The sequence below is a fragment of the Janibacter sp. A1S7 genome (assembly GCF_037198315.1).
Classification (GTDB): domain Bacteria; phylum Actinomycetota; class Actinomycetes; order Actinomycetales; family Dermatophilaceae; genus Janibacter; species Janibacter alittae.
In genome coordinates, this window is the sequence record NZ_CP144913.1 from 1,014,632 (window position 1) to 1,039,039 (window position 24,408).

The window sequence follows — 24,408 nt, forward strand, 5'->3', positions numbered from 1 at the left end:
GGTCGAGTCACCAGCGGCCTGTCGAGTTGAGCGGTGGGGCCACGACGTGGACTATGTCCCTATGACCGCCGTAATCGTGGGGCTGCTGATCTGCCTCGTCCTCTCCGTCGTGGTGATGGCCGCCGCCGCGATCCCTGCCCGCCGGGACGGGCGTGAGATCCTGACCGCCCGTGGTGAACGCGTGGTCGTCAAGGTCCGTGAGACCACGGACGGCGCGACCAGCCGCGCCTCCGACGCCGTCTCGCAGGCCACCCCGACGCGACGGTCGAGCACGTCGAGCAACCGAAAGGCCTCATGACCGACACGTCCACCGCGGCACCGTTGAGTTTCCGCAGCCCCGTCGACCCGGGGGTGCGTCCGCAGGACGACCTCTTCGGCCACGTGAACAACCACTGGTTGGCGAACGTCGAGATCCCCGCGGACCGTGGGCGCTACGGCGTCTTCGACGTGCTGCGCGAGCGTGCCGAGGATGATGTTCGCACCCTCATCGAGGAGGTCGGCGCCGATCCCGAGAGCCCGAGCGACTCGATCGCCGGCAAGGTCGGTGCGCTCTACCGCTCCTTCCTCGACGAGGAGCGCGCCGACGAGCTCGGGGCGGGCCCGCTGGCCGAGCTGCTCGCCGCCGTGGACGAGGTGGGCTCCGTGACCGAGTTGGTCACGCTCACCGGCCGGTTGGCCCGGGACGGGGTCAGCGGCTTCGTCCTGCCCTTCGTCAACACCGACGACAAGGACTCCTCGCGCTACGTCGTCTACCTGGAGCAGGGCGGTCTCGGGCTGCCCGACGAGTCGTACTACCGCGAGTCGCAGCACGAGGCGACGGTCACCGCCTACCGGGGCCACGTTGCACGACTGCTCGCCCTGGCGACCGGGATGCACGAGGATGCCGCAGCGGACGCGGCCGAGCGGGTCGTGGACCTGGAGACCCGACTGGCGGAGGACCACTGGGACCGGGTGGCCAACCGTGACCCGATCCGCACCTACACCCTGATGGGTGCCGACGAGCTCGCCGAGCTGACGCCGCAGATCGACTGGGCCGGTTGGGCCACGGCGCTCGGGGCAGCCACCCCCTTCGCCGAGGTCGTGGTGCGGCAGCCGGACTACCTGCGCGGGCTGTCCTGCCTGCTCAACTCGGTCGACCTGGCCACATGGCGCGACTGGCTGCGTCTGCGGATCGTGCAGTCCCTGGCCGCCTACCTCGACGGTCGCATCGTCGAGGAGGAGTTCGACTTCGTCGGTCGCACCCTCTCGGGGATCCCCGAGCAGCGTGCCCGGTGGAAGCGTGGCGTCTCCCTCGTCGACGCCTCCCTCGGCGAGGCGGTCGGTGAGCTGTACGTCGAGCGCCACTTCCCGCCGGTCGCCCGCGAGCGGATGGTCGCCCTCGTCGACAACCTCGTCGAAGCCTTCCGCCGGTCCTTCGCGCAGTCCACGTGGATGGGGCCGCAGACCCAGCAGGAGGCCCTGCGCAAGCTCGAGGCGTTCACGCCGAAGATCGGCCACCCCGTCCGGTGGCGCGACTACTCCGCCCTGCAGATCGTCGAGGGCGATCTCGTCGGCAACGTGCGCCGGGTCGCCGCCTTCGAGGTCGACCGGGCGCTCGGCAAACTCGGTGGCCCGGTCGACCGCGACGAGTGGTTCCTCACCCCGCAGACGGTCAACGCCTACTACAACCCCGGGCTGAACGAGATCGTCTTCCCCGCGGCCATTCTCCAGCCGCCCTTCTTCGACGCCGAGGGCGATGACGCCGACAACTACGGCGGCATCGGTGCGGTCATCGGCCACGAGATCGGGCACGGCTTCGACGACGCCGGCTCGACCTTCGACGGTCAGGGCAACCTGCGCGACTGGTGGACCGAGTCCGATCGGGAGGCCTTCGAGGAGCGACGCGACGCCCTCATCGAGCAGTTCGACGTCCGCGAGACGCGGCATGCGCCCGGCCACACCGTCAACGGCGCCCTGACGGTCGGGGAGAACATCGGCGACATCGGGGGACTGGCCATCGGTCACGCCGCCTACCGGATCGCGGCCGGCGAGAGTGCCGCGCAGACCGACGACTCCGGCCTGACCGGGGACCAGCGGTTCTTCACCAACTGGGCCCGGGTCTGGTGCGGCGACGCCCGGACCGAGGAGGCCATCCGGCTGCTGTCGGTCGACCCGCACAGCCCCCAGGACGTGCGTGGCAACGCCGTGCGCAACATCGATGCCTTCCACGCGGCCTTCGGCACCCGCGAGGGTGACGGGATGTGGCTCGACCCGGCGCAGCGTGTCAGCCTCTTCTGAGTCCGTGGCCTCCCGGGACCGCAACGCCGCCGGGCGGGCGGAGAACGCCCGACCGCGCGACGGACTCGGCCGACCGCTGTCGCACGGCAGCGCCGGTGTCGAGCGGGTCGAGGCGCGTGATCGCACCGCGTGCGAGGCGCTGACCCTGGCCCAGGAGTACCTTGACCGCGAGATGCCCTTCCACGCGCACGAGGTCCTCGAGGAGCAGTGGAAGTCGCTGCCGCAACAGGCGCCCGAGCGCGCTCTGTGGCAGGGGCTGGCCCAGCTCGCCGTCGGCCTGACCCATCAGCGGCGCGGCAACCCGCGTGGCGCGCGGACGGTGACCGGACGCGGGAGCGAGGCCATCGCCCCCTTCGCCGCGGACCCGCCGCACGGCATCGACGTGAGTGGCCTCGTGGCCTGGGCGCGGGCCGTCGCGGACGCCCCGGCGGCCGACGCGCCGGTGCCACACCTGATGGCCTGACCGAACCACGCAGCGACCCTGCGAAGATGGTCCCGTGATGGGTATCGACACGCTGACCGAGTACATCCTCGTGGCCGTCGCACTGCTGATCCTCCTCGGAGGGATGGCAGTGGGCCTGCTGCGCGGCAGGGGCGGGAAGAACAAGGAGCTCCCGCCGGAGCACCGCCCGCCGGAGCGTCCCAAGGGCTCCACCGACCACCGCAGCGGCACGATCGTGCTCGACCGGCCGAGCGAGCACGCGCAGCCGCAGGCACCGCCCGAGGAGGCGAAGGGGGACGAGCCCCCCGCTCCCGAGGCGCCCGCGGAGAAGCCGACGTCGCCCGAGCCGGCCCTCGGGGCGGCGGTCGAGCAGGAGACCACCGAGGCCCCCACCGGTGAGCCCGCCGCCCGGGAGGCGCCGAGCGACGAGGACTTCACCCCGGTCGAGCCCGACGCCGACGAGCGGGCCCGCACCGCCGCCACTGCCCCGGCCGCGGAGCCGACGACTGAGCCGGAGGTCGCCCCGGAGGCGGAGCCCGAGCCGGTCACCGGACCCGAGCCGGTTGCCGAGCCCGAGCCGGTTGCCGAGCCCGAGCTGGACACCCCCGCCCCGACCCGGGACCGGATGCGCTCCCTGCGTTCCCGGCTGGCCCGCTCCAACGGCGCGATCGGCAAGGGCCTGCTCGCGCTGCTCTCCCAGGGCTCGCTCTCCGAGGAGGACTGGGAGGACGTGGAGGACACCCTCCTGGCGGCCGACCTGGGGATGGAACCGACCACCGAGCTCGTCGACTCGCTGCGCGAGCGCGTCTCCGTCGACGGCACCACCGATCCCGAGGTCGCCAAGGACTGGCTCTACCACGACCTGCTGCGACTGGTGGACCCGAGCATGGACCGCGGCCTCGCGGCCAGCCGTGTCGACGGCCGGCCGGCGTGCATCCTCGTCGTCGGGGTCAACGGCACCGGCAAGACGACGACCGTCGGCAAGCTCGCCCGTGTCCTCGTCGCCAACGACCGCGACGTCGTCCTCGGTGCGGCCGACACCTTCCGCGCCGCAGCGGCCGATCAGCTCGAGACGTGGGGCGCACGCGTCGGCGTGCCGACCATCCGCAGCGACCGCGACGGCGCCGATCCGGCCGCCGTCGCCTTCGACGCGGTCAAGGCGGGCCACGAGATGGAATCCGATGCGGTGATCGTCGACACCGCGGGCCGGCTGCACAACAAGGTCGGCCTCATGGACGAGCTGGCCAAGGTCAAGCGCGTCATCGAGAAGCAGAACCCGATCGACGAGGTGCTGCTGGTCCTCGACGCGACGACCGGGCAGAACGGCTTGGCCCAGGCCAAGGTCTTCGCCGAGGCGGTCAACATCACCGGCGTCGTGCTGACCAAGCTCGACGGCACCGCCAAGGGCGGCATCGTCGTCGCCGTGCAGCGCACGCTCGGTGTGCCGGTCAAGCTCGTCGGCCTCGGTGAGGGGCCGGACGACCTGGCGCCCTTCGTCCCGGAGGCCTTCGTCGACGCCATCGTCGGCTGACGGCGCCTCAGCGCAGGGCGTCCCGACGAAGGGGGACGCGGTGGCCCTTGGCTCTTGGCCATCGTTCCTCGAGCCGTCAGTCGGGCCACCACGTCTTCCCGGTGCCGTGCCGTCGTCACGTGACGTTCACGCGTGGCGATGATTCGAAACACAGCGGTAACGCCGGTGCCCCGGAAGCGCAATCGCTGCGCCCCATAGTGGCGCCATGGAAACAGCACTCGACTCCGGCCTCACCGCCTGGATGCTCGTCAGCGCTTCGTTCGTGCTGCTGATGACGCCCGGCCTTGCCCTGTTCTACGGCGGGATGGTCCGCACGAAATCCGTCCTCAACATGATGATGATGTCGTTCGGCGCCATGGCCGTCGTGGGGGTCGTCTACGTTCTGTGGGGGTGGTCGATGTCCTACGGCAGCGACTCCGTCGCCGGGCTCTTCGGCAGCCCCGTGACCAACTTCGGCCTCGCGGACACGATCACTGACGCCAACGGCGACTTCGTCATCGACGGCGGTCTGCCGGTCGTCGTCGACGTCGGCTTCCAGGCGACCTTCGCGATCATCACCGTGGCCCTGATCAGCGGCGCCATCGCCGACCGGGCCCGGTTCGGCACGTGGATGATCTTCTCCGCGCTGTGGGTCACCTTCGCCTACTTCCCGATGGCCCACATGGTCTGGGGCGGCGGTCTCCTCGGTGGTGACGGGCCCTTCACCTCGATCGCCGAGCCGATCGACTTCGCCGGTGGCACGGTCGTCCACATCAACGCGGGCGCCGCTGCCCTCGTCCTGGCGATCATCGTCGGTCGTCGTCAGGGCTTCGGCACCGTCGCAATGCGCCCGCACAATCTGCCGCTGGTCATGCTCGGGGCGGCACTGCTGTGGTTCGGTTGGTTCGGCTTCAACGGCGGGTCGGCCTACGGCGCCGACGGTGTCGCGGGTCTGGCATGGGTGAACACGACCACCGCGACCTGCGCGGCGACCCTCGGCTGGCTCGCGGTGGAGCGCATCCGCGACGGTCACCCGACCTCCCTGGGCGCCGCCTCCGGTGTCGTCGCCGGTCTCGTGGCCATCACGCCGGCTGCCGGCTCGGTCTCCCCGGTGGGATCGATCGCCCTCGGTGCCCTCGCCGGTGCCTTCTGCGCCTCGGCCGTCGGCCTGAAGTTCCGCCTCGGCTTCGACGACAGCCTCGACGTCGTCGGGGTGCACCTCGTCGCCGGTCTGTGGGGGACGGTCGCCATCGGCTTCCTCGCCACCGACACCGGTCTGCTCTACGGCGGTGGCTTCGCCCAGCTCGCCGTCCAAGTCATCATCGCCGTCGTCGCCGTGGCCTTCTCGGTCATGGTGACCGCTGTCATCGGCCTGGCCCTGGCCGTCACCATGGGGTGGCGGATCAGCGAGGACGACGAGTCCGCCGGGATCGACGCCACCGCGCACGCCGAGTCCGGGTACGACTTCGGCGGCCTCGGCGCCCCCCGCTCGACCGCCTTCCGCGGGGCCTCCAGCTCCGTTCCAGCCTCGGCCGCTGACGCCGTCAACACCTCGGAGGTCCGTTCATGAAGCTCGTCACGGCCATCGTCAAGCCCCACCGGATCGACGACGTGAAGGACGCGCTGGAGACCTTCGGGATCACCGGCATGACCGTCAGCGAGGCCAGCGGCTTCGGTCGGCAGCGCGGTCACAGCGAGGTGTACCGCGGGGCCGAGTACGTCGTGGACTTCGTCCCGAAGATCCGCCTGGAGGTCCTCGTGGACGACGTCGACGCCGCCCCGGTCGTCGAGGCGATCGTCACGGCGGCCCGCACCGGCCGGATCGGCGACGGCAAGGTCTGGGTCGCTCCTGTGGACGAGGTCGTCCGCGTCCGCACGGGGGAGAGGGGAGGGGAGGCCCTGTGAGCCTCCTGGCCCGATGACCGCGAAGGACATCAGGACCCAGCGCCTCGATCTGGCCGGCACCCGGGTGTTCGCCACCCCGGGTGCCGGCCCGGTGCGCCGGGCCGCGATCGCCGGCGCGACTCGGGCCTGGCTCACCGACGTCTACACCGATGCCGTGGGGCAGCGCGAAGGGGTGGCCCTGGCCGCCGTCGGTTCGCTCGCCCGCGGCTGGTCCGGACCGCTGAGCGACCTCGACCTCGTGCTGGTCCACAACGGGCGCAGCATCCCGGCCGGGGACCTGACCGAGCTGGCGGACCGCCTCTGGTACCCCGTGTGGGACTCGGGTCTGGTCCTGGACCACTCGGTGCGCTCGGTGGCCCAGTGCCGAGCCGTGGCGGGAGAGGACCTCTCGGCCGCCACCGCTCTGCTCGACCTCACCGTCGTCGCCGGCGACGACGCCCTCGTCGAGACCGTGCGCTCCGGGGTGGGGCGCGACTGGCGCTCGCGGGCCCGGACGCGCCTGCCCGCCTTCGTCGAGACCGTCCGCGAGCGGCACCGGCGTCACGGCGACCTCAGCCAACAACTGCAACCGGATCTCAAGGAGGCCCTCGGCGGGCTGCGGGACGTCACGGTGCTCCGAGCCCTGACCCGGGCCTGGCTGGCCGACCAGCCGCACGGGAGTGTCGACCCGGCACTGGAGTGTCTCCTGGACGTGCGCGATGCCCTGCACGTGGTCACCGGTCGTGGCCGGGACCGGCTCGTCGCGCAGGAGCACGACGCGGTCACCGCCCTGCTGGGCCTCACCGACCCGGATGACCTGCTCACCAAGGTCTCGAGTGCTGCGCGCACGATCGCGTGGGCGCTGGAGTCGACGATGCGTCGAGCCGGGCAGAGCCAGCGCGCCCGGACGCTGCGGGTGGGACCACGGCAGCCCCGCCTGACGCCGCTCGGGCACGGACTGCACGCCCACGACGGCGAAGTGGTCCTCGGCGACCCCCGGCGGGTGAGTTCGGAGCCGAGCCTCCCCCTTCGCGCCGCCGTCGTCGCCGCCCGGAGCCAGCTGCCCCTGGCCCCGATGACCCTGACCAACCTCGCCCGGTCGCCGCAGCCGCTCGAGCCGTGGGCGCCCGAGGTGCTCTCCCTCCTCACCGACCTGCTCGCGAGCAGGTCCGGTCTCGCCCCGGTCTGGGAGGGCCTGGACCAGGTCGGGGTCATCGAGCGGTGGCTGCCCGAGTGGGCCGGCGTGCGCTGCCGCCCGCAGCGCAACCCCGTCCACGAGCACACCGTCGACCGCCACCTCCTCGCGACCGTCGAGCAGGCCGGCGCCCTCTCCCGTGACGTGGCCCGACCGGACCTGCTGCTGCTCGCCGCGCTGCTGCACGACATCGGCAAGATCGCCGGGGCGCGGGACCACGCGCGGACCGGTGCCGGTCTCGCAGGCCCGATCCTTGACCGGTGGGGCCTGCCCGAAGGGGAGCGCGACCTCGTCGTCCTGCTCGTGCGCGAGCACCTGATGCTCATCGAGCTCGCCACCCGGCGCGACCTCGCCGACCCGGCCACGGCCCTCGCGGTCTGCGACCTCGTCGGCGAGGACGCCGAGACCTTCGAGCTGTTGCGCGCGTTGACGATCGCGGATGCCCGCGCGGCGGGACCGGCCGCGTGGACCGACTGGCGCGCCACCCTTGTGGACACGCTCACCGGTCAGGTCCGCGCCCACCTGACCGGACAGGCGCCAGCAGCCGACGTGCCGGTGCTCTCCGACCCGGTGAGCGACGAGGAGGGACGGCTCGCGGCCGCTGAGGGCCGGGCCCACGTGCGCGTCGAGGCATCGACGTTCGGCTGGACGGTGACCGTCCAGGCCCCGGACCGCCGGGGTGTCTTCGCCGACACGGCCGGACTGCTTGCCACCCAGGGGTTCGTCGTCCGCCGGGCCAAGCTCGTCACCGTCGGAGATCTCGCGGTCGACGAGTGGGTCGTCGAGTCCCCCGGCGGGGACGTCCCGCAGCCGGAGCGTCTCGTGGCCGGTCTCCTCCGACTCGCCGCGGAGGACCGGTCGCTGCTCGTCGACCTGTGGCGCACGCGACGCCCCCGGACGGTCCCGGAGCGGACGCCGGCGCGCTCGCAGGCGGGCACGCGAGCCTTCGTCGTGCCGGGGACGCACGAGTCGACCCTCGTCGAGGTGCGCTCGGCGGACCGCCCGGGTCTGCTCCACGACATCGGGCGCGCGCTGGGGGAGGCCGACGTGGACGTTCGCTCCGCGCACGTCGCGACCGTCGCCGACCAGACCCTGAACACCTTCCGGCTGACCGACCGGGAGGGTGAACCGCTGGCTCCGGCGGCCGTTGCCCGGGCGATCTCGGCGATCATCGACGCCTGTGACGGGTAGGGGCACGATCCGCCCGGCGGGAAGATAGCCTAGGCCGGGTGTTCACCAGCCTGTCCGACCGCCTGACCGAGACGTTCAAGAACCTCCGCGGCAAAGGGCGTCTGTCCGAGTCCGATGTCAACAAGACCGTCCGGGACATCCGGATGGCCCTGATCGACGCCGATGTGGCGCTGCCCGTGGTCAAGGACTTCACCCGGGCCGTGCGCGAGCGGGCCACCGGCGCCGAGGTCAGCGGTGCGCTCAACCCGGCCCAGCAGGTCATCAAGATCGTCAACGAGGAGCTCGTGACGATCCTGGGTGGCAACACCCGCACGATCCAGTTCGCGAAGCGTCCGCCGACGGTGATCATGCTCGCCGGGTTGCAGGGGTCGGGGAAGACGACCTTCGCGGGCAAGCTCGGCGCCTGGCTCAAGGACCAGGGGCACACCCCGGTCCTCGTCGCGGCCGACCTGCAACGACCCAATGCCGTCACCCAGCTCGAGGTGACCGGTGAATGGGCCGGACTGCCGGTCTTCGCGCCCGAGCGCGGCAACCTCGGTGGTCACGACGCCGTCCTCGACTCCGGGGAGGGCACCCACTCCTTCGGCGACCCGGTCGCCGTCAGCCGCGCCGGCGTCGCGCACGCCCAGTCCCAGCACCACGACGTCGTCATCGTCGACACCGCCGGCCGGCTCGCGGTGGACGAGCCACTGATGCAGCAGGCGGCCGACATCCGCGAGGCGGTGCAGCCCGACGAGGTGCTCTTCGTCATCGACGCGATGATCGGTCAGGCAGCCGTCGAGACCGCCCAGGCCTTCATGGAGGGCGTCGACTTCACCGGTGTCGTGCTGTCGAAGCTCGACGGCGACGCCCGCGGTGGTGCCGCCCTGTCCGTCGCCGGGACCACCGGTCGCCCGATCATGTTCGCCTCCGTCGGTGAGCAGACCCGTGACATCGAGGTCTTCCACCCCGACCGGATGGCCAGCCGGATCCTCGACATGGGTGACGTCCTCACTCTCATCGAGCAGGCCGAGCGCGCCTTCGAGCGGGGCCAGGCCGAGGAGATGCAGCGCAAGTTCCTCGCCGAGGAGGACTTCACCTTCGATGACTTCCTGCAGCAGATGTCGGCCATCAAGAAGATGGGCTCGCTGAAGTCGATGCTGAAGATGATGCCGGGCATGGGGCAGATGTCCGCCCAGCTGGACAACCTCGACGAGCGCGAGTTCGACCGTATCGAGGCGATGGTGCGTTCGATGACCACCTTCGAGCGCACCCACCCGAAGCAGATCAACGGGTCGCGTCGCTCGCGCATCGCCAAGGGATCCGGCGTCAGTGTCTCCGAGGTCAACCAGCTGCTCGAGCGGTTCGGCCAGGCGCAGAAGATGATGAAGCAGATGGCACGCGGTGGCGGGATGCCGGGGATGCCCGGCATCCCGGGCGGTGGTGCCGGCCGCAAGAAGGGCAAGCAGCAGCAGCGCAAGAAGGGCAAGTCGGGCAACCCGGCCAAGCGCGCCCAGCAGGAGCGGGAGGCGGCAGAGAAGGCGTCCGGGCGCACGAGTGCCCCCGGCTCGGCCTTCGGTGCGGCGTCCGGTGCCGGCGACTCGGGACAGCCCGGCTCCGCCGACCTCGACCCGAGCCAGCTGCCCGAGGGCTTCGAGAAGTTCCTCGGGAAGTGAGTTCCGGCCCGGCTACGGTGTCGGCATGAGTGAGCCGAAGCTGCACGCAGTCACCTCCGGCGAGTCGGGCCCCCGGGTCGCGTTCTGCCACGGCCTGCTGGGCCAGGGACGCAACTGGAACCAGATCGCCAAGGGCCTGGCCGACGTCTGTCGGCCCACCCTGATCGACATGCCCGACCACGGGCACTCGCCGTGGTCGGAGCGGATCGACTACGTCGACGCGGCCGCAGTGCTCGCCGGGACGCTGCGGGCCATCGACCCCGACGAGCCGTGGACGCTCGTCGGGCACTCCATGGGGGGCAAGACCGCCATGGTGCTCGCCCTGACCGAGCCGGAGCTCGTCGAGCGGCTCGCGGTCGTGGACATCTCGCCCGCGCCCACGTCATCGTTCACCGAGTTCGAGACCTTCCTCGCCGGGATGCGCGCGGTCGACCTCGACCGGGTCAGCAGTCGCGCGGATGCCGACGACGCGATGCGTGCGGCCGCTCCCGACCCGACGGTCCGCGGATTCCTCCTGCAGAACCTCCGGCGGGACGGCGCCGGCTGGCGCTGGCTGCCCAACCTGGTGGCTCTGCAGCGCGACATCGCGGCCATCGCCGGATGGCCGCAGGAGCGCATCAGCGCACTTCCCCCCTTCGACGGGCCGGTGCTGTGGCTGGCCGGCGCGAACTCGCCCTACGTCTCCGAGGACAACGAGCCCGAGATGCGTCGACTCTTCCCGAGGGTGCGCCAGGTGACGGTCAAGAACGCCGGCCACTGGGTCCACTCCGAGCAGCCTGCGGTGACCACGGCTGCCCTGCGTGCGCTGATCACCTCCGAGCGCGGCTGAGTCGACGTGTGATGGAGTGGAGGGGTGCCCACCACCGGGTGCACCCCGAGCACAAGGAGTTGTCATGTCACGCATCGCCGTCATCGGTGGCCATGGAAAGATCGCCCTCGCGCTCACGCCCCTCTTGGTGGAGCAGGACCACTCCGTGACCTCCGTGATCCGCAACCGCGACCACTCCCGTGACGTCGAGGCCGTCGGCGGCACCCCGCTCGTGGCCGACGTGGAGCGTCTCGACACGGACGGCCTCGTCGAGGCGTTGACGGGCCACGACGTCGTCGTCTGGGCCGCCGGAGCCGGTGGCGGGAGCCGGGAGCGCACCTACGCGGTCGATCGTGATGCCGCGATCCGGTCGATGGACGCCGCCGCGCAGGCAGGCTCGCGACGCTACGTCATGATCAGCTACTGCGGAGCCGGCCCGGACCACGGGATCGAGGCCGACAACCCCTTCGTCCACTACGCCGAGGCCAAGGCCGCGGCAGACGAGCACCTGCGTGGTAGCGACCTCGACTGGACCGTCCTCGGACCGAGCAAGCTCACCGACGACAGGGCCACCGGCTCCATCGACGTGGGGCGCGAGGGCGGGGGAGAGGTCTCCCGGGAGAACGTCGCCCGCGTGATCGCCGAGGTGCTCGAGGCGAACGGGACCGTGGGCCGCACGATCGAGTTCCACGACGGTGCCACGCCGATCTCCGAGGCGCTGCGCTGATCCACCCTCCGTCGCGGGATAGCCTCGGCCCATGGCTGATGTGCTGCACGTCACGGGAGAGGTGCTCGTCTCGGAGCACGAGAGTGTCCCCGAGCTCTGGGTCATCGACGGGAAGGTCTCCTTCACACCTCCGACGAGCGGTGGGGTGGAATCGGTCCGGGGGTTCGTGCTCCCGGGCTTCGTCGACGCCCACTGCCACGTCGGGCTCGATGCCCACGGGGCGGTGGACGACGAGACGAGCGAACAGCAGGCGCTCACCGATCGCGAGGCCGGCACCCTCCTGATCCGCGACGCCGGTTCACCCGCGGACACCCGGTGGATCGACGAGCGCGACGACCTGCCCAAGATCATCCGCGCCGGGCGACACATCGCCCGCACCCGTCGGTACATCCGCAACTTCGCCCACGAGGTCGAGCCGGAGCAGCTCGTGTCCCGGGTGCGGGCGGAGGCGCGGGCCGGTGACGGCTGGGTCAAGCTCGTCGGGGACTGGATCGATCGGGACGCGGGGGACCTCACCCCGTGCTGGCCCCGCGACGTGCTGGGCGCGGCGATCGCGGCCGCCCACGAGGAGGGCGCCAGGGTGACCGCCCACTGCTTCGGCGAGGAGTCGCTCGCCGACTTCGCGGCTGCCGGCACGGACTGCATCGAGCACGCCACCGGCCTGGTCGCCGAGACCATCGACGCCTTCGCCCGTCAGGGCATCGCGATCGTCCCGACCCTGGTCAACATCGAGACCTTCCCGCAGATCGCGGCTCCGGCGGCCGAGAAGTTCCCCGATTACCACCGGCACATGCTGGCGCTGCACGAGCGGCGCTTCGCGACCATCGCGGCGGCCCGGGACGCCGGTGTCGACGTCTACGTCGGCACCGATGCCGGTGGCTCGTTGCCGCACGGCCTCGTCGCCCGGGAGATGGAGCTGCTCACCCGGGCCGGCTTCTCGCACGCCGAGGCGCTCGCCGCGGGCACCTGGCGCTCGCGGGAGTGGCTGGGTCGCCCGGCGATCGCCGAGGGGGAGGACGCCGACCTCGTCGTCGTCGCCGAGGACCCCCGTACCGACGTGCGCACCTGCGGTACCCCCGAGCACGTGATCCTTCGCGGCCAGCGGGTCGCGGGGCGTTGACCCCCTTCGCCCCGACTCCACTCGGGTGGGGTCGGCGCCCTCGTCCGCGGATTCGAGGTGAGGCCGCCCGGTCTGGCAGACTGACCCGCTGTACCCGTCCGCGCTGCCCGCGCGCCGGATGCCTACACCCCGAGCATCGGTACCCCGTGCGACAAGCGCATGGTCTGGCCGTGCTCACGATCTGAAGGAGACCACGCCAGTGGCCGTCAAGATTCGCCTGAAGCGCATGGGCAAGATCCGTTCCCCGTTCTACCGTGTCGTCGTCATGGACGCCCGCGCCAAGCGGGACGGCCGGGCGATCGAGGAGATCGGTCTGTACCACCCCACCGAGGAGCCCTCGGTCATCGACATCAACAGCGAGCGTGCGCAGTACTGGCTCTCCGAGGGTGCCCAGCCCACCGAAGCCGTCGCCGCACTGCTCAAGGTCACCGGTGACTGGCAGAAGTTCAAGGGTGAGCCCGGCGCCGAGGGCACCCTGAAGACCCGGGAGCCCCGCACCTCCAAGAAGGAGCTCTACGAGGCCGCTCTCGCCTCCTCCGACAAGGAGGCCAGCGAGCACGAGGCGATCACCTCCAAGAAGAAGGCAGACAAGGAGGCCGCCAAGGAGCAGGCCGCCGCCGAGCCGGCCGCCAAGGACGACGCCCCGAGCGCTCCCGCCGAGTCCCCCGCCGAGAACCCCGAGGCCTGAGATGCTCGACGAGGCGCTTGAGCACCTGGTCACCGGGATCGTCGACCACAAGGACGAGGTCGTCGTCCGGAGCAAGAACCTGCGTCGCGGACAGATCCTCGAGGTGCGCGTGCACCCGGATGACCTCGGACGTGTCATCGGTCGCTCCGGTCGCACCGCGTCAGCTCTGCGCACCGTCCTCGGTGCGCTCTCCGGCGGGGAGAACGTGCGGATCGACATCGTCGACACCGACCGCGAGGGCTGACCCGAACGACCGAACAGCTCGCCAGTCATGACCGGGGCCGGCATCCGCCGTGGATGTCGGCCCTCGTCATGTCCCGGTGCATGGGGAAGGGACGTATCTTGGCCCGCATGAACGCAACCGAGCGCCACGTCGTCGCCCGGATCGGCAAGCCCCACGCGTTGCGTGGTGAGGTGACCGTCCAGCTGCACACCGACGACCCCGAGTCCCGCTTCGTCCCCGGCGCCGTCTTCGACACCCGTGCGGAGGTCGGCTCCGGCGTCCCCCGGCAGCTGACCCTGGCGACGGCCCGGGTCCACCAGGGCATCTGGCTGCTGGGTTTCGAGGGGATCCCCGACCGCACCGGCGCCGAGTCCCTGCGTGGCACGCGCCTGGTCCTCACCGAGGCGGACACGACCGGGGAGGTCGACGACGAGGGCTGGTACGAGGAGGACCTCGTCGGCCTGATGGCGCGCACCCCCGACGGCGTGGCCATCGGCGAGGTCATCGCCCTCGAGATCGGTGGGGCGCAGGACCGGCTCGTGCTGCGTCGCCCCGACGGGGGCGAGGCCCTCGTCCCCTTCGTCGAGGCGATCGTGCCGGAGGTCGACCCGTCGGCCGGCCGGCTGGTCGTCGACGCGCCCCCCGGCCTGCTCGACCTCGATGCGAAGGGGGAGTGAGCGTGCGCATCGACGCCATCTCGATCTTCCCGGACTATCTCGCACCGCTGGACCTCTCGCTCATCGGTCGGGCCCGTCGGGAGAAGATCCTGGAGGTGCGGGTGCACGACCTGCGCGACTTCACCCACGACCGGCACCGCACGGTGGACGACACCCCCTACGGCGGCGGCGCCGGGATGGTCATGAAGCCCCAGCCGTGGAGCGAGGCGCTCGCCCACGTCCTCGACTCCGCCGACGAGACGACGGGCACGGCGCCGGTGCTCATCGTCCCCGGGCCCGGTGGGGAGCGCTTCACCCAGGCGCTGGCGCACGAGCTCGCCCGGGCACCGTGGCTGGCCTTCGCGTGCGGGCGTTACGAGGGGATCGACGAGCGCACCTACGAGTGGGCGGCCGAACGCATGCCGGTGCGGGTCGTGTCCCTGGGGGACTACGTCCTCAACGGCGGTGAGGTCGCCGTTCTCGCGATGGTCGAGGCCATCGGACGACTCCTGCCCGGTGTGGTCGGCAACGCGGACTCGCTCATCGAGGAGTCCCACGAAGGGGGCCTGCTCGAGTACCCGATCTACACCAAGCCGGCGACGTGGGACGGCGGTGACGGCGTGGAGCGGGCGGTGCCCGACGTCCTGCTCGGTGGCAACCACGCCGCCATCGCCCGGTGGCGTCACGAGCAGCGGCTCGCGCGCACGGCTGCACGGCGACCCGACCTGTTGCACGCCGCTGCCACGTCCAGCGACCTGACCGACCTCGACCACGCCATCGCGACGCCGTCCGACGCACCGGAGCTGGCCGTGCTGCAGAAGGCCTGCTGGATCGAGATGGTCACGCCCGCCGAGGACTGGTGGGGGGCTCCGGCCGAGGACGCCGGCACGGTCGCCGAGAACCTCGGGCAGTGGACGACCCACCTCTTCCGGTCCGAGGGACGACTGGTCATGTCCGTGCGCGTACGACGAGACCCCCACCGACCGACGACCTGGCAGATCGGTCGGATCATGGTGGTGCCGGACCTGCAACGTCAGGGTCTCGGCCGCGCCCTGCTCGCCCACGCCGAGGCCCTGGCTCCCGCGGACATCACGACGTTCTGGCTCAACACGGGTGCCGACCAGCCCCGACTGCTGAAGATCTACAAGAAGGCCGGGTACCGGGTCATCGGGTCCGGTGCCGCTGCGGGCACCGTCGACCTCGTGCGTCGGCGGAACTCCTGACCTACAGGCAGGCGGGCAGCCAGATCCGCAACCCGACCTCGACGACCACCGTCGCCGCGAGGGCGAGCGTCAGCCAGATCCAGCCGCGCGCGCGGTGCCCGAGGGAAAGCAGCGCGCCCGGGATCACCAGGAGCAGGAAGACCACCGGCAGGCCTGCCTGCAGCACCGGCCCGACGGTGTCCACCCCGGTACAGGACGGCAGGCCGGACTGCTCGATGCCGATCAGGGCACGCGCTCTGGCGGTCAGCACCGCCGCAGCCGGAACGAGGAGAACGAGGGTGAGGACGGCGCCGATCCCGCGAGCAATGCGGCTGCCCTCGCCCGCCGGGGCCTCGACGGTTACTCGATTTCTGGTCACGCGCGTCCTCTGGCAGACTTGGTCATCGCGCTCATGACACCGCCCCTGCCACAGGGGGAGTGTCGGGCCCGGGACCGCTCTCCGGTGGTCCGGGACGGCACGCGGCGGTGAGCACGACCTCCACACTACTGACGAGGGCGGACGACCTGTGGCGTTCGCGGGAAGCGACAACGCCATGCAGCGTTTCGACGAGATCGACAAGGCCTCCATCCGGGACGACGTCCCCGAGTTCCGTGCCGGTGACACCGTCAAGGTGCACGTGAAGGTCATCGAGGGCAGCCGCTCGCGTATCCAGGTCTTCCAGGGCGTCGTCATCCGTCGCCACGGCGGCGGCGTCGGCGAGACCTTCACCGTCCGCAAGACCTCCTTCGGTGTCGGCATCGAGCGCACCTTCCCGGTGCACGCACCCGTCATCGACAAGATCGAGGTCGCCACCCGTGGCGACGTGCGTCGCGCGAAGCTGTACTACCTGCGTGACCGCAAGGGCAAGGCCGCGCGCATCCGGGAGAAGCGCGAGACCCCCGCGAAGTGAGCTCCGGCTCCGGCAGCGGGCCGTAGGCTGACCTCGATGTCGACCGAGCCCGCCCGGGATCCGCACGAGACGACCCCCGCCGGTGATCCGGCGGGGGTCGTCCCACGTCCGGACCGACGCCTCCTGCTCGAGGTCGGCGTGGGCATCCTGCTCCTCGTCCTGGTGCGGGTCCTCGTCATCGAGTCCTTCCACGTGCCGAGCGGCTCGATGGCGCCGACGATCCGGCCCGGGGACCGCGTCGTCGTCGCCAAGATCGGTGCCGGGCCCGTCGAGCGCGGCGACCTCATCGTCTTCGACGGCACGACGACGTTCGCGCGAGGGGCCGGAGACCCCTCGATCGACCCGGGGGAGCAGGACTACCTCAAGCGGGTCGCCGGCGTCGGCGGGGACACCGTCTCGTGCACGCCGGGCGGGGGACTGGTCGTCAACGACGAGCCGGTCGCCGAGCGGTGGTTGGCGCCCGGAGAGGTGCCGTGCGACCACCCCTTCGACGTGGGGGTGCCGCCCGGGCGGCTGTTCGTCCTCGGCGACAACCGCTCGGAATCGAACGACTCGCGCAGCCACCTGGGCGACCCGGGAGGTGGCATGGTGCCGCTCGAGGACGTCATCGGACACGTCGTCTGGCGATACTGGCCGCTTGCGCGCACCGGTGGCCTCGGCGACTGACACCGGCCGACACGACGACACGGTGTCCGGTGCACACCTGCGCCGGACGAGCAGCGATACTGGAGGGGACCACGCCCGACCCGGGCGCCCTAGAGGAAGAGACCAGTGGCACACGACCCCGACTCGGCACGCGCGGAGGCCGAAGAGGCACAGCGGGAGCGAGCCCGCGCCGAACGCGCGCGCCACGAGCAGGGCCTCGGCGCCAGGCTCGGCTCCGCGGTGAAGGAGGTCGTCGTCGTCCTCGCGATGGCGCTGGTGCTCTCCTTCATCGTCAAGACCTTCCTCATCCAGGCCTTCTTCATCCCGAGCGAGTCGATGGAGGACACCCTGCTGGTGGGCGATCGCGTCGTCGTCTCCAAGCTGTCGCCGACACTCGTGGACGTCGACCGTGGCGACATCGTCGTCTTCGACGACCCGGGCAACTGGCTCGATCCGGCCCCCGAGGTCAACCGCGGCGCGGCACTGAACGCGGTACGCGACGCCCTGATGTTCGTCGGTCTGCTTCCCGACACCTCCGAGGGGCACCTGATCAAGCGTGTGATCGGTCTTCCCGGTGACCACGTCCAGTGCTGCGACTCCGAGGGGCGGCTGCTCGTCAACGGCACGGCGATCGACGAGCAGGTCTACCTCCGGCCGGGCGCGGCCGAGAGCAACCAGGAGTTCAACATCACCGTCCCCCAGGGTCGCGTGTGGGTCATGGGTGACAACCGGGGTGACTCGTCCGACTCGCGGTACCACGACCCGGGAGGAACCGGTGCCGAGGGCTCCGTGCCCATCGACCGCATCGTCGGCAAGGCCGTGGTCATGGTGTGGCCACTGGATCGGATCGCCCGGCTCTCCGACCACGACGACGTCTTCGCCGACGTGCCGGACCCGGGCGATCGCGCCTTCGGCATGGCCCCCCGCCCGACCCCGTCGGCACGATGACCCGCCCCGGTGCCCCGCGGTCCTCCCGGCCCAGCCTGCGACTCGAGCGCGAGCTGCAGCGGGCCGGGCACCGGGTGATCGCCGGGATGGACGAAGTCGGGCGTGGCGCGCTCGCCGGTCCGGTCAGTGTCGGGGTCGTGGTCATCGACGAGACGAGCCCGAGCGCACCCACCGGTGTGAAGGACTCCAAGCTGCTCACCGCCGCGGCCCGCGAGCGGATGGTTCCGCGGCTGATCCGCTGGGCCCGCGCCCACTCCGTCGGTCATGCGATGCCCGGTGAGATCGACGAGATCGGGATCATCGCTGCGCTGCGTCTGGCCGGGACGCGCGCGCTGGCCGATCTCGACCTCGTGCCGGACCTCGTGCTCCTCGACGGCAACCACGACTGGCTCACCGATCCCGAGCAGGTCGGGCTCCTCGCCGAGCTGGCCGGGCCCGTCGTGCCTCCGGTGCGCACGGTGGTCAAGGGTGACATGCGGTGCAGCTCGGTGGCCGGCGCGAGCGTGCTGGCGAAGGTGGAGCGCGACGGCATGATGGCCGAGCTGGACCGCGAGCACCCGCACTACGGGTGGGCCGGCAACAAGGGCTACTCGGCCGGCGTCCACATGGACGCCCTGTCCGTGCACGGCGCCTGTGGCCACCACCGTCGCTCCTGGTCGTTGCCCGGCCTGTGCCCCGGGGATTCCGCCGTCGTGGATGATGAGGCGGACGTCGTCGCGCGATCTGTCGGCGATCTGGTCAGCGAAGGGAGGCCGCAGTGAGCTCGGAGGATCTGGAGAAGTACGAGACCGAGATGGAGCTCGCGCTCTACCGGGAGTACCGCGATGTCGTCCACCTGTTCAGCCACGTCGTCGAGACCGAGAGGCGCTTCTACCTCGCCAACAGCGTCGACGTGAAGGTCCGCGGGGAGGGCGCCGAGGTCTACTTCGAGGTGGTCATGGAGGACGCCTGGGTGTGGGACATCTACCGTCCTGCCCGCTTCGCCCGGCAGGTGCGGGTGGTCACCTTCAAGGACGTCAACGTCGAGGAGCTGGCGAAGTCCGAGCTCGAGGTGCCCGAGAGCCCGTTCTGACGGCTGGTGCAGGCCGTCGGCGTCGTGTTGACCGGGGGAGGATCCCACCTTAATCTGAACGTCGTTCACTGAACGCCGTTCAGTCAGTCGACTCCCCACCCGAGGACACCCATGGCCCGCCGCTCCCGCTCGACCTCCACCGACCTGGCCCTCATCGCTGCCTTCGCCGCCCTGATCGCCGTGGCCGCGATCCTGCCCGCGATCAGTGTCGCCGGGCCGGTACCGATCACCCTGCAGACCCTCGCGGTGCTGCTGTGCGGCGCGGTGCTGGGGGCCAGACGCGGATTCCTCGCGGTGCTGCTGTACGTCGTCGTGGGGGCCGCGGGGCTCCCGGTCTTCTCCGGCGGCGCGGGGGGCCTGGGCGTCCTCGCCGGGCCCAGTGCGGGCTATCTCATCGGCTTCCCGTTCGCGGCGGCCGCGTGCGGACTGCTCGTCGAGCGGTTGCCCCGGCGTCTCGGAGCCACGAGCATCCCAGCCGTCTTCGTGGCCGGGCTGCTCTCCAGTGCGATCTTCATCCACACCTGCGGGATGGCCGGCCTCGTGCTGCGGGCCGACATGACCTGGGCGCAGGCCTTCGACACGGACAAGATCTTCTGGATCGGCGACGTGATCAAGAACGTCGTGATGGCCGTCGTCGCCACCGCCGTCCACCGCGCCTTCCCGACGCTGCTCCACCGCCCGCTCCCCGCGGCGCCCGGGAGCGTCCGTGCAGAGCAGGCCCGCGTCGAGGCGTGAGCCACCTCGAGCTGCGCTCCGCAGCGGTCCGCCCGAGTGCCGACGGTCCGGTGGTCCTGCACCCCACCACCCTCGAGCTGACCGAGCAGCGCATCGCCCTGATCGGGGCCAACGGCTCCGGCAAGTCCACGCTGGCGCGCCTCCTCAACGGTCTGGTGCCGGCCAGCAGCGGCCAGGTGCTCGTCGACGGGCTGGACGTCGCCCACGACGGCGCCCGGGTGCGTCGCCGGGTGGGCTTCGTCTTCTCCGACCCGGCCGCGCAGCTGGTGATGCCGACCGCCGCCGAGGACGTGGCGCTCTCCCTTCGCCGCACCCATCGGGATCGGGCGGCCCGCCGTGCCGCGGCCCTGGCGACGCTGGACTCCTTCGGTCTGGTCGGACGGGGGGACCAGAGTGTGCACACCCTCTCCGGGGGCCAGCGCCAGCTGCTCGCGCTCGCCGGGGTCCTCGCGACGTCGCCGTCGGTGCTCGTGGCCGACGAGCCCACCACCCTCCTCGACCTGCGCAACAGCCTGCTCGTCGGTGACCTGCTCCTCTCCCTCGACCAGCAGCTGGTGCTGGTCACGCACGATCTCGATCTGGCCCGGCGCTGTGATCGTGTGCTGGTGATCGACGCGGGGCGAGTGGTCCACGACGGGCCGGCCGCCGAGACGGTCGAGCAGTACCGCGCGCTGGCGCGGTCCGGATGAGCACCCCGGCGCTCCTGGGCGCCTACCGACCGGGCACGACCTGGCTGCACCGGCTCGGTCCGGGCGCCAAGTTGCTCGGGCTGTGCGCCTGCGCGGTGCTGCTCGTCGCGGTGCGCTGGCCGCCGCTGGCCGTCGGCGCAGTGATCGTGGCGCTCGCCTTGGCGTTCACCTCCGGCATCGGGTGGCGAGGGGCGGTCCGCACGCTGCGCGGGGTCCTCCTGGTCGCCGTGCTGCTCGGGGGATGGTTGATCTGGCAGCACGGGTGGGAGCGTGCGCTCGACTCGCTCGGCGACCTGCTGGCCCTGGTGCTGCTCGCCTCCGTGCTCACCAGGACCACCTCGGTCGACGAGATGCTCGACACCGTCACCCGGGCGTTGATGCCCTTTCGTCGCCTCGGCGCCGACCCGGAGCGCACAGCGCTGACCTTCTCGCTGATGATCCGCGCGATCCCCAGCACCCTCGAGGTCGCCGAGGAGACCCGTCAGGCCGCCCTCGCCCGCGGGATGACGCGCAGTCCTCGGGCCCGGCTGGTGCCGCTGGTCATCCGTGTGGTCGCCCGCGCCCAGGCCACCGGGGAGGCGCTGGTGGCGCGCGGCGTCGACGACTGACGGACGGCGTCCACAGCCGGGGGCGGCCCCGGCGCTCCTCCACAGGCGGCGAAGGGAGGGCGCCGCCTGCTCCCGCGCGTGGCTTGACTGGGCTCGGAGGTGGTCGAGATGACCGAGCAAGCATCCGCACGAGCGGCTCTGGGAGCGGCCGGCGAGGACATGGCGCAGCAATACCTCACCGACCGGGGGATGGTCCTGCTGGACCGCAACTGGCGCTGCCGCGAGGGCGAGATCGACCTCGTCCTGCGCGACGACGACACGGTGGTCGTGTGCGAGGTGAAGACCCGCCGCACGAGGACCTTCGGCGACCCGATCCAGGCGATCACGCCGGTGAAGCTGGCCCGGCTGCGTCGCCTGGCCGGGTGCTGGCTCGCCGACCACTCCGCGCCCGCGGGAGGCGTCCGTCTCGACGTCGTCGCCCTGCTGCAGCACCCCGACGGCAGCTTCTCGGTGGACCACCGCGCCGGGGTGGGGCAGTGAGTATCGGGGTGACCCGCGGGGTGGCCCTGCGCGGGATCACCGGCCGGGTCGTCGACGTCGAGTGCCACAGCGGGCAGGGACTGCCGACCTTCGAGATCGGTGGCCTGCCGGACACCGCACTGCGTCAGGCGCCCCAGCGGGTGCGGGCGGCAGCCATCGCCGCCGGGCACTCGCTGAACCAGCGGCAGCTGACGATCAACCTCTCGCCCGCATCGATTCCCAAACACGGGACGTCCTTCGACCTGGGGATCGCCGTCGCGGCCCTGACCGCGTGCGAGGTCCTCCCCGCGGCGACGGTGCGTCCCATCGTCCACCTGGCGGAGCTCGGCCTCGACGGGCGTCTGCGGCACGTCACCGGCATCCTCCCGGCGGTGCTCGCCGCCCAGGAGGCCGGCTGCACACACGTCGTCGTCGCGCCGGACGATGTCGCCGAGGCCGGCCTCGTCGACGGGATCACCGTCGCGACGGCGGCCACGCTCGAGGACCTCGTCGACGGCTACCGCTCCCTGGCGAAGGGGGAGCGGCCGCCACCGGCGCCGGCCCCGCAGGAGCACGTGACGGTCTCCGAGGGACGGCACCTCGACCTCGCCGACGTCTCGGGACAGCACGAGGCGCGGGCCGCACTGACCCTGGCCGCGGCCGGTGGTCACCACCTGCTGCTCAACGGGCCCCCCGGCTCGGGCAAGACCATGCTCGCCGAACGGTTGGTGACGATCCTGCCGCCACTCACCCGCGAGCAAGCACTCGAGAGCCTTGCCGTGCGCTCCCTGCTCGGCGCCGTACCCACCACGGGGATCGACCGCGTGCCGCCCTTCGTCGCGCCGCACCACTCAGCCAGCGTGCCGTCGCTCGTCGGCGGTGGAACCGGGGCGGTGCTCCCGGGGGCGCTCTCCCAGGCCCACCACGGCGTCCTGTTCTTGGACGAGGCGGCCGAGTTCGCCGGGTCCGCCCTGCAGGCCCTGCGCCAGCCGCTGGAGTCGGGCGAGGTCGTCGTCGCCCGGGCCCGTGAGCGGGTGTCCTACCCGGCGCGGGTGCAACTTGTCCTCGCGGCGAACCCGTGTCCCTGCGGGGAAGGTCACGGCAAGGGGCTGAACTGCCGGTGCCGGCCGACCGAGCGCCGGGCCTACGCCGCACGGCTGAGCGGACCGCTCATGGACCGGATGGACATCCAGGTCCAGGTGCCCAAGGTCAGCCTCGCCGACCTCAGCGAGGACCCGCCGGACTCCAGCGCCGCAGTGGCCGCCCGGGTCATGGCGGCCCGCGGCGCACAGGCGGCGCGCTGGCCGGCGGACCGCTGGCAGCTCAACAGCCAGGTCCCCGGGCCCGTGCTGCGACGGACCCCGTGGCGCCTGCCGTCGGCGACGACACGCCTGCTCGATCGTGCCCTCGAGCTCGGTCAGGTGACCCTGCGTGGCTACGACAGGGTGCTCAGACTGGCCTGGTCGAGCGCCGACCTGCACGGACGCACGAGTCCGGACGTCGATGACGTCGGGCTGGCCCTGATGTACCGCACGCAGGGCGCGGTGGCCGCATGAGTGCCGGTCGTCCGCGCACACCCACCCGGGCAGAGGTGGCTCGCGCCCACGCGGAGGTCGGCTCCGACCAGCGCCGTGCGCGAGTGGCGTGGTCACGTCTGCTGGAGCCGCAGCGCGAACGCGCGAGCGACACACCCTCCGCGCTCCACGAACACATCGCGCAGCTCGGCCACGTCGAGGCGTGGCACCGGCTCGTCGACGACGACCTGCCACGGTGCGAGAGTGCACGCGCCCGGGTGCCCGATGTCGACGTCGACGGTGAGCTCTCCCGCGCCGTCCGCTCGGGAGCACGGGTGGTCATCCCCGGGGACGCCGACTGGCCCGCCGCTCTCGACCATCCGGACATCGCCCCGCACCTGGTGCACGTGCGCGGTCAGGGGTGCCTCGGTGACCTCGCCGGGCGGGCAGTGGCCATCGTCGGATCCCGAGCCAGCAGCGGCTACGGCGAGGCGATCGCCCGCGAGCTGGGCGCCGGTGTCGCCCGGCACGGGTGGAGCGTCGTCTCCGGGGCTGCCTACGGGATCGACGCGGCGGCCCATCAGGGAGCGCTCGCGGTCGACGGTCCCGCGGTGGCCGTGCTGCCCTGCGGACCGGACCGCGTCTACCCGCGCGGGCACGAGCGACTCATCCACGCCGTCGCCGAATCAGGCGTCGTCATCACCGAGCTCGCGACGGGCATGACCGCGCGGCGCCACCGGTTCCTCGCTCGCAACCGACTCATCGCGGCCCTGGGCAGCGCCTGTGTCGTCGTCGAGGCGGGCCTGCGCTCGGGGTCGCTCAACACCGCGGGCTGGGCCGATGCCCTGCACCGACCCGTCGGGGCGGTGCCCGGGCCGGTCACCCAGATGTCCTCGGCGGGGTGCCACGAGTGGATCCGTCGCGGTCAGGCCACCCTCGTCACCGACGCCGAGGAGGTACTCGGCCTGGCGGCCCCGGTCGGGCAGGCTCCGGCCGAGGTCGTCGAGCTGCTCGGGCCGAGTCGTGCTCCCGACGTGATGACCAGTGACCAGCGGCGGGTCCACGACCGGCTCGAGGTCCGACGGGGCCGTGACGTCGGAGACATCGCCACCGAGCTCGTCGTGCCGGTCGATGAGGTCATCGCCCGGCTGGCGATGATGCAGCTCGAGGGATGGTCCCACCACGGTGACGACGGGCGCTGGTACAGGGGTGGTGGCCCGACACGGTGAGCATCCACCGTCGCCGGTGG

General features: G+C 71.9%; 27 protein-coding genes. 26 read left to right on the forward strand and 1 reads right to left on the reverse strand.

Annotation, left to right across the window (positions count from 1 at the left end):
* Nucleotides 1-61: 61 nt before the first annotated feature.
* From V1351_RS04920 to trmD, 15 genes are all read left to right on the forward strand, one after another.
* Complete coding sequence (locus V1351_RS04920) at nucleotides 62-298, forward strand: hypothetical protein (RefSeq protein ID WP_338751279.1); 237 nt, start codon at nucleotides 62-64, stop codon at nucleotides 296-298.
* The gene (locus tag V1351_RS04925) at nucleotides 295-2,277 is read left to right on the forward strand and encodes a M13 family metallopeptidase (RefSeq protein WP_338751281.1); all 1,983 of its coding nucleotides are present in this window, start codon (nucleotides 295-297) and stop codon (nucleotides 2,275-2,277) included. The genes V1351_RS04920 and V1351_RS04925 overlap by 4 nt, the downstream gene beginning before the upstream one ends.
* 4 nt (nucleotides 2,278-2,281) lie before the next feature.
* Nucleotides 2,282-2,740, forward strand: a complete 459-nt coding sequence (locus V1351_RS04930) for a DUF309 domain-containing protein (protein WP_338751283.1) — start codon at nucleotides 2,282-2,284, stop codon at nucleotides 2,738-2,740.
* Nucleotides 2,741-2,777: 37 nt separating this feature from the next.
* Nucleotides 2,778-4,250 carry a signal recognition particle-docking protein FtsY gene (gene ftsY / locus V1351_RS04935; protein ID WP_338752463.1) on the forward strand — a complete coding sequence of 491 codons (1,473 nt, stop codon included), beginning with the start codon at nucleotides 2,778-2,780 and terminating at the stop codon, nucleotides 4,248-4,250.
* 205 nt (nucleotides 4,251-4,455) lie between these two features.
* Nucleotides 4,456-5,799, forward strand: coding sequence for an ammonium transporter (locus V1351_RS04940; RefSeq protein WP_338751285.1), 1,344 nt, complete (start codon nucleotides 4,456-4,458; stop codon nucleotides 5,797-5,799).
* Nucleotides 5,796-6,134, forward strand: coding sequence for a P-II family nitrogen regulator (locus V1351_RS04945; protein ID WP_338751287.1), 339 nt, complete (start codon nucleotides 5,796-5,798; stop codon nucleotides 6,132-6,134). Before V1351_RS04940 ends, V1351_RS04945 begins: the two co-directional genes overlap by 4 nt.
* Before the next feature lie 13 nt (nucleotides 6,135-6,147).
* Entirely contained in the window at nucleotides 6,148-8,499 is a 2,352-nt protein-coding gene (locus V1351_RS04950) for a [protein-PII] uridylyltransferase (RefSeq protein WP_338751289.1), read from the forward strand.
* A 38-nt stretch (nucleotides 8,500-8,537) separates the two neighbouring features.
* Nucleotides 8,538-10,154: a signal recognition particle protein gene (ffh, locus tag V1351_RS04955; protein ID WP_338751291.1), complete on the forward strand. Its 1,617-nt coding sequence runs from the start codon at nucleotides 8,538-8,540 to the stop codon at nucleotides 10,152-10,154.
* 25 nt (nucleotides 10,155-10,179) lie between these two features.
* Nucleotides 10,180-10,983 (forward strand): alpha/beta fold hydrolase, encoded by an 804-nt coding sequence (locus tag V1351_RS04960; RefSeq protein ID WP_338751293.1) that lies wholly within the window; start codon nucleotides 10,180-10,182, stop codon nucleotides 10,981-10,983.
* Between the two features lie 64 nt (nucleotides 10,984-11,047).
* Complete coding sequence (locus tag V1351_RS04965; RefSeq protein WP_338751295.1) at nucleotides 11,048-11,689, forward strand: SDR family oxidoreductase; 642 nt, start codon at nucleotides 11,048-11,050, stop codon at nucleotides 11,687-11,689.
* A gap of 31 nt (nucleotides 11,690-11,720) precedes the next feature.
* Nucleotides 11,721-12,809 (forward strand): amidohydrolase family protein, encoded by a 1,089-nt coding sequence (locus V1351_RS04970; RefSeq protein ID WP_338751297.1) that lies wholly within the window; start codon nucleotides 11,721-11,723, stop codon nucleotides 12,807-12,809.
* A 199-nt stretch (nucleotides 12,810-13,008) separates the two neighbouring features.
* Nucleotides 13,009-13,497, forward strand: a complete 489-nt coding sequence (gene rpsP, locus V1351_RS04975; protein ID WP_338751299.1) for a 30S ribosomal protein S16 — start codon at nucleotides 13,009-13,011, stop codon at nucleotides 13,495-13,497.
* Between the two features lies 1 nt (nucleotide 13,498).
* Nucleotides 13,499-13,741, forward strand: a complete 243-nt coding sequence (locus V1351_RS04980) for an RNA-binding protein (RefSeq protein WP_338751301.1) — start codon at nucleotides 13,499-13,501, stop codon at nucleotides 13,739-13,741.
* Between the two features lie 107 nt (nucleotides 13,742-13,848).
* Nucleotides 13,849-14,397 carry a ribosome maturation factor RimM gene (gene rimM, locus V1351_RS04985; RefSeq protein ID WP_338751303.1) on the forward strand — a complete coding sequence of 183 codons (549 nt, stop codon included), beginning with the start codon at nucleotides 13,849-13,851 and terminating at the stop codon, nucleotides 14,395-14,397.
* A 2-nt stretch (nucleotides 14,398-14,399) separates the two neighbouring features.
* Complete coding sequence (trmD, locus tag V1351_RS04990; RefSeq protein WP_338751305.1) at nucleotides 14,400-15,599, forward strand: tRNA (guanosine(37)-N1)-methyltransferase TrmD; 1,200 nt, start codon at nucleotides 14,400-14,402, stop codon at nucleotides 15,597-15,599.
* A 1-nt stretch (nucleotide 15,600) separates the two neighbouring features.
* On the opposite strand, the gene V1351_RS04995 is transcribed toward trmD, so the two are convergent.
* On the reverse strand, nucleotides 15,601-15,957 hold the full coding sequence (locus V1351_RS04995) for a hypothetical protein (RefSeq protein WP_338751307.1): 357 nt from the start codon (nucleotides 15,955-15,957) through the stop codon (nucleotides 15,601-15,603).
* A gap of 175 nt (nucleotides 15,958-16,132) precedes the next feature.
* Between V1351_RS04995 and rplS the strand changes: the two genes are divergently transcribed.
* The 11 genes from rplS to dprA all read left to right on the forward strand — a co-directional run bounded on the left by rplS (nucleotide 16,133) and on the right by dprA (nucleotide 24,388).
* Nucleotides 16,133-16,489 (forward strand): 50S ribosomal protein L19, encoded by a 357-nt coding sequence (gene rplS, locus V1351_RS05000; RefSeq protein WP_338751309.1) that lies wholly within the window; start codon nucleotides 16,133-16,135, stop codon nucleotides 16,487-16,489.
* 36 nt (nucleotides 16,490-16,525) lie between these two features.
* Nucleotides 16,526-17,155 carry a signal peptidase I gene (gene lepB, locus V1351_RS05005; protein WP_338751311.1) on the forward strand — a complete coding sequence of 210 codons (630 nt, stop codon included), beginning with the start codon at nucleotides 16,526-16,528 and terminating at the stop codon, nucleotides 17,153-17,155.
* A 105-nt stretch (nucleotides 17,156-17,260) separates the two neighbouring features.
* Nucleotides 17,261-18,082: a signal peptidase I gene (lepB, locus tag V1351_RS05010; protein WP_338751313.1), complete on the forward strand. Its 822-nt coding sequence runs from the start codon at nucleotides 17,261-17,263 to the stop codon at nucleotides 18,080-18,082.
* Entirely contained in the window at nucleotides 18,079-18,843 is a 765-nt protein-coding gene (locus tag V1351_RS05015) for a ribonuclease HII (protein ID WP_338751315.1), read from the forward strand. Before lepB (V1351_RS05010) ends, V1351_RS05015 begins: the two co-directional genes overlap by 4 nt.
* Nucleotides 18,840-19,154: a DUF2469 domain-containing protein gene (locus tag V1351_RS05020; RefSeq protein WP_338751317.1), complete on the forward strand. Its 315-nt coding sequence runs from the start codon at nucleotides 18,840-18,842 to the stop codon at nucleotides 19,152-19,154. The genes V1351_RS05015 and V1351_RS05020 overlap by 4 nt, the downstream gene beginning before the upstream one ends.
* Nucleotides 19,155-19,265: 111 nt before the next feature.
* Nucleotides 19,266-19,889, forward strand: a complete 624-nt coding sequence (locus tag V1351_RS05025; RefSeq protein ID WP_338751319.1) for a biotin transporter BioY — start codon at nucleotides 19,266-19,268, stop codon at nucleotides 19,887-19,889.
* Complete coding sequence (locus V1351_RS05030) at nucleotides 19,886-20,578, forward strand: energy-coupling factor ABC transporter ATP-binding protein (RefSeq protein WP_338751321.1); 693 nt, start codon at nucleotides 19,886-19,888, stop codon at nucleotides 20,576-20,578. Before V1351_RS05025 ends, V1351_RS05030 begins: the two co-directional genes overlap by 4 nt.
* Complete coding sequence (locus V1351_RS05035) at nucleotides 20,575-21,186, forward strand: energy-coupling factor transporter transmembrane component T family protein (RefSeq protein WP_338751322.1); 612 nt, start codon at nucleotides 20,575-20,577, stop codon at nucleotides 21,184-21,186. The genes V1351_RS05030 and V1351_RS05035 overlap by 4 nt, the downstream gene beginning before the upstream one ends.
* Before the next feature lie 108 nt (nucleotides 21,187-21,294).
* The gene (locus V1351_RS05040; protein ID WP_338751324.1) at nucleotides 21,295-21,666 is read left to right on the forward strand and encodes a YraN family protein; all 372 of its coding nucleotides are present in this window, start codon (nucleotides 21,295-21,297) and stop codon (nucleotides 21,664-21,666) included.
* On the forward strand, nucleotides 21,663-23,201 hold the full coding sequence (locus V1351_RS05045; RefSeq protein ID WP_338751326.1) for a YifB family Mg chelatase-like AAA ATPase: 1,539 nt from the start codon (nucleotides 21,663-21,665) through the stop codon (nucleotides 23,199-23,201). Before V1351_RS05040 ends, V1351_RS05045 begins: the two co-directional genes overlap by 4 nt.
* Nucleotides 23,198-24,388, forward strand: coding sequence for a DNA-processing protein DprA (gene dprA, locus V1351_RS05050; protein WP_338751328.1), 1,191 nt, complete (start codon nucleotides 23,198-23,200; stop codon nucleotides 24,386-24,388). Before V1351_RS05045 ends, dprA begins: the two co-directional genes overlap by 4 nt.
* Nucleotides 24,389-24,408: the final 20 nt, after the last annotated feature.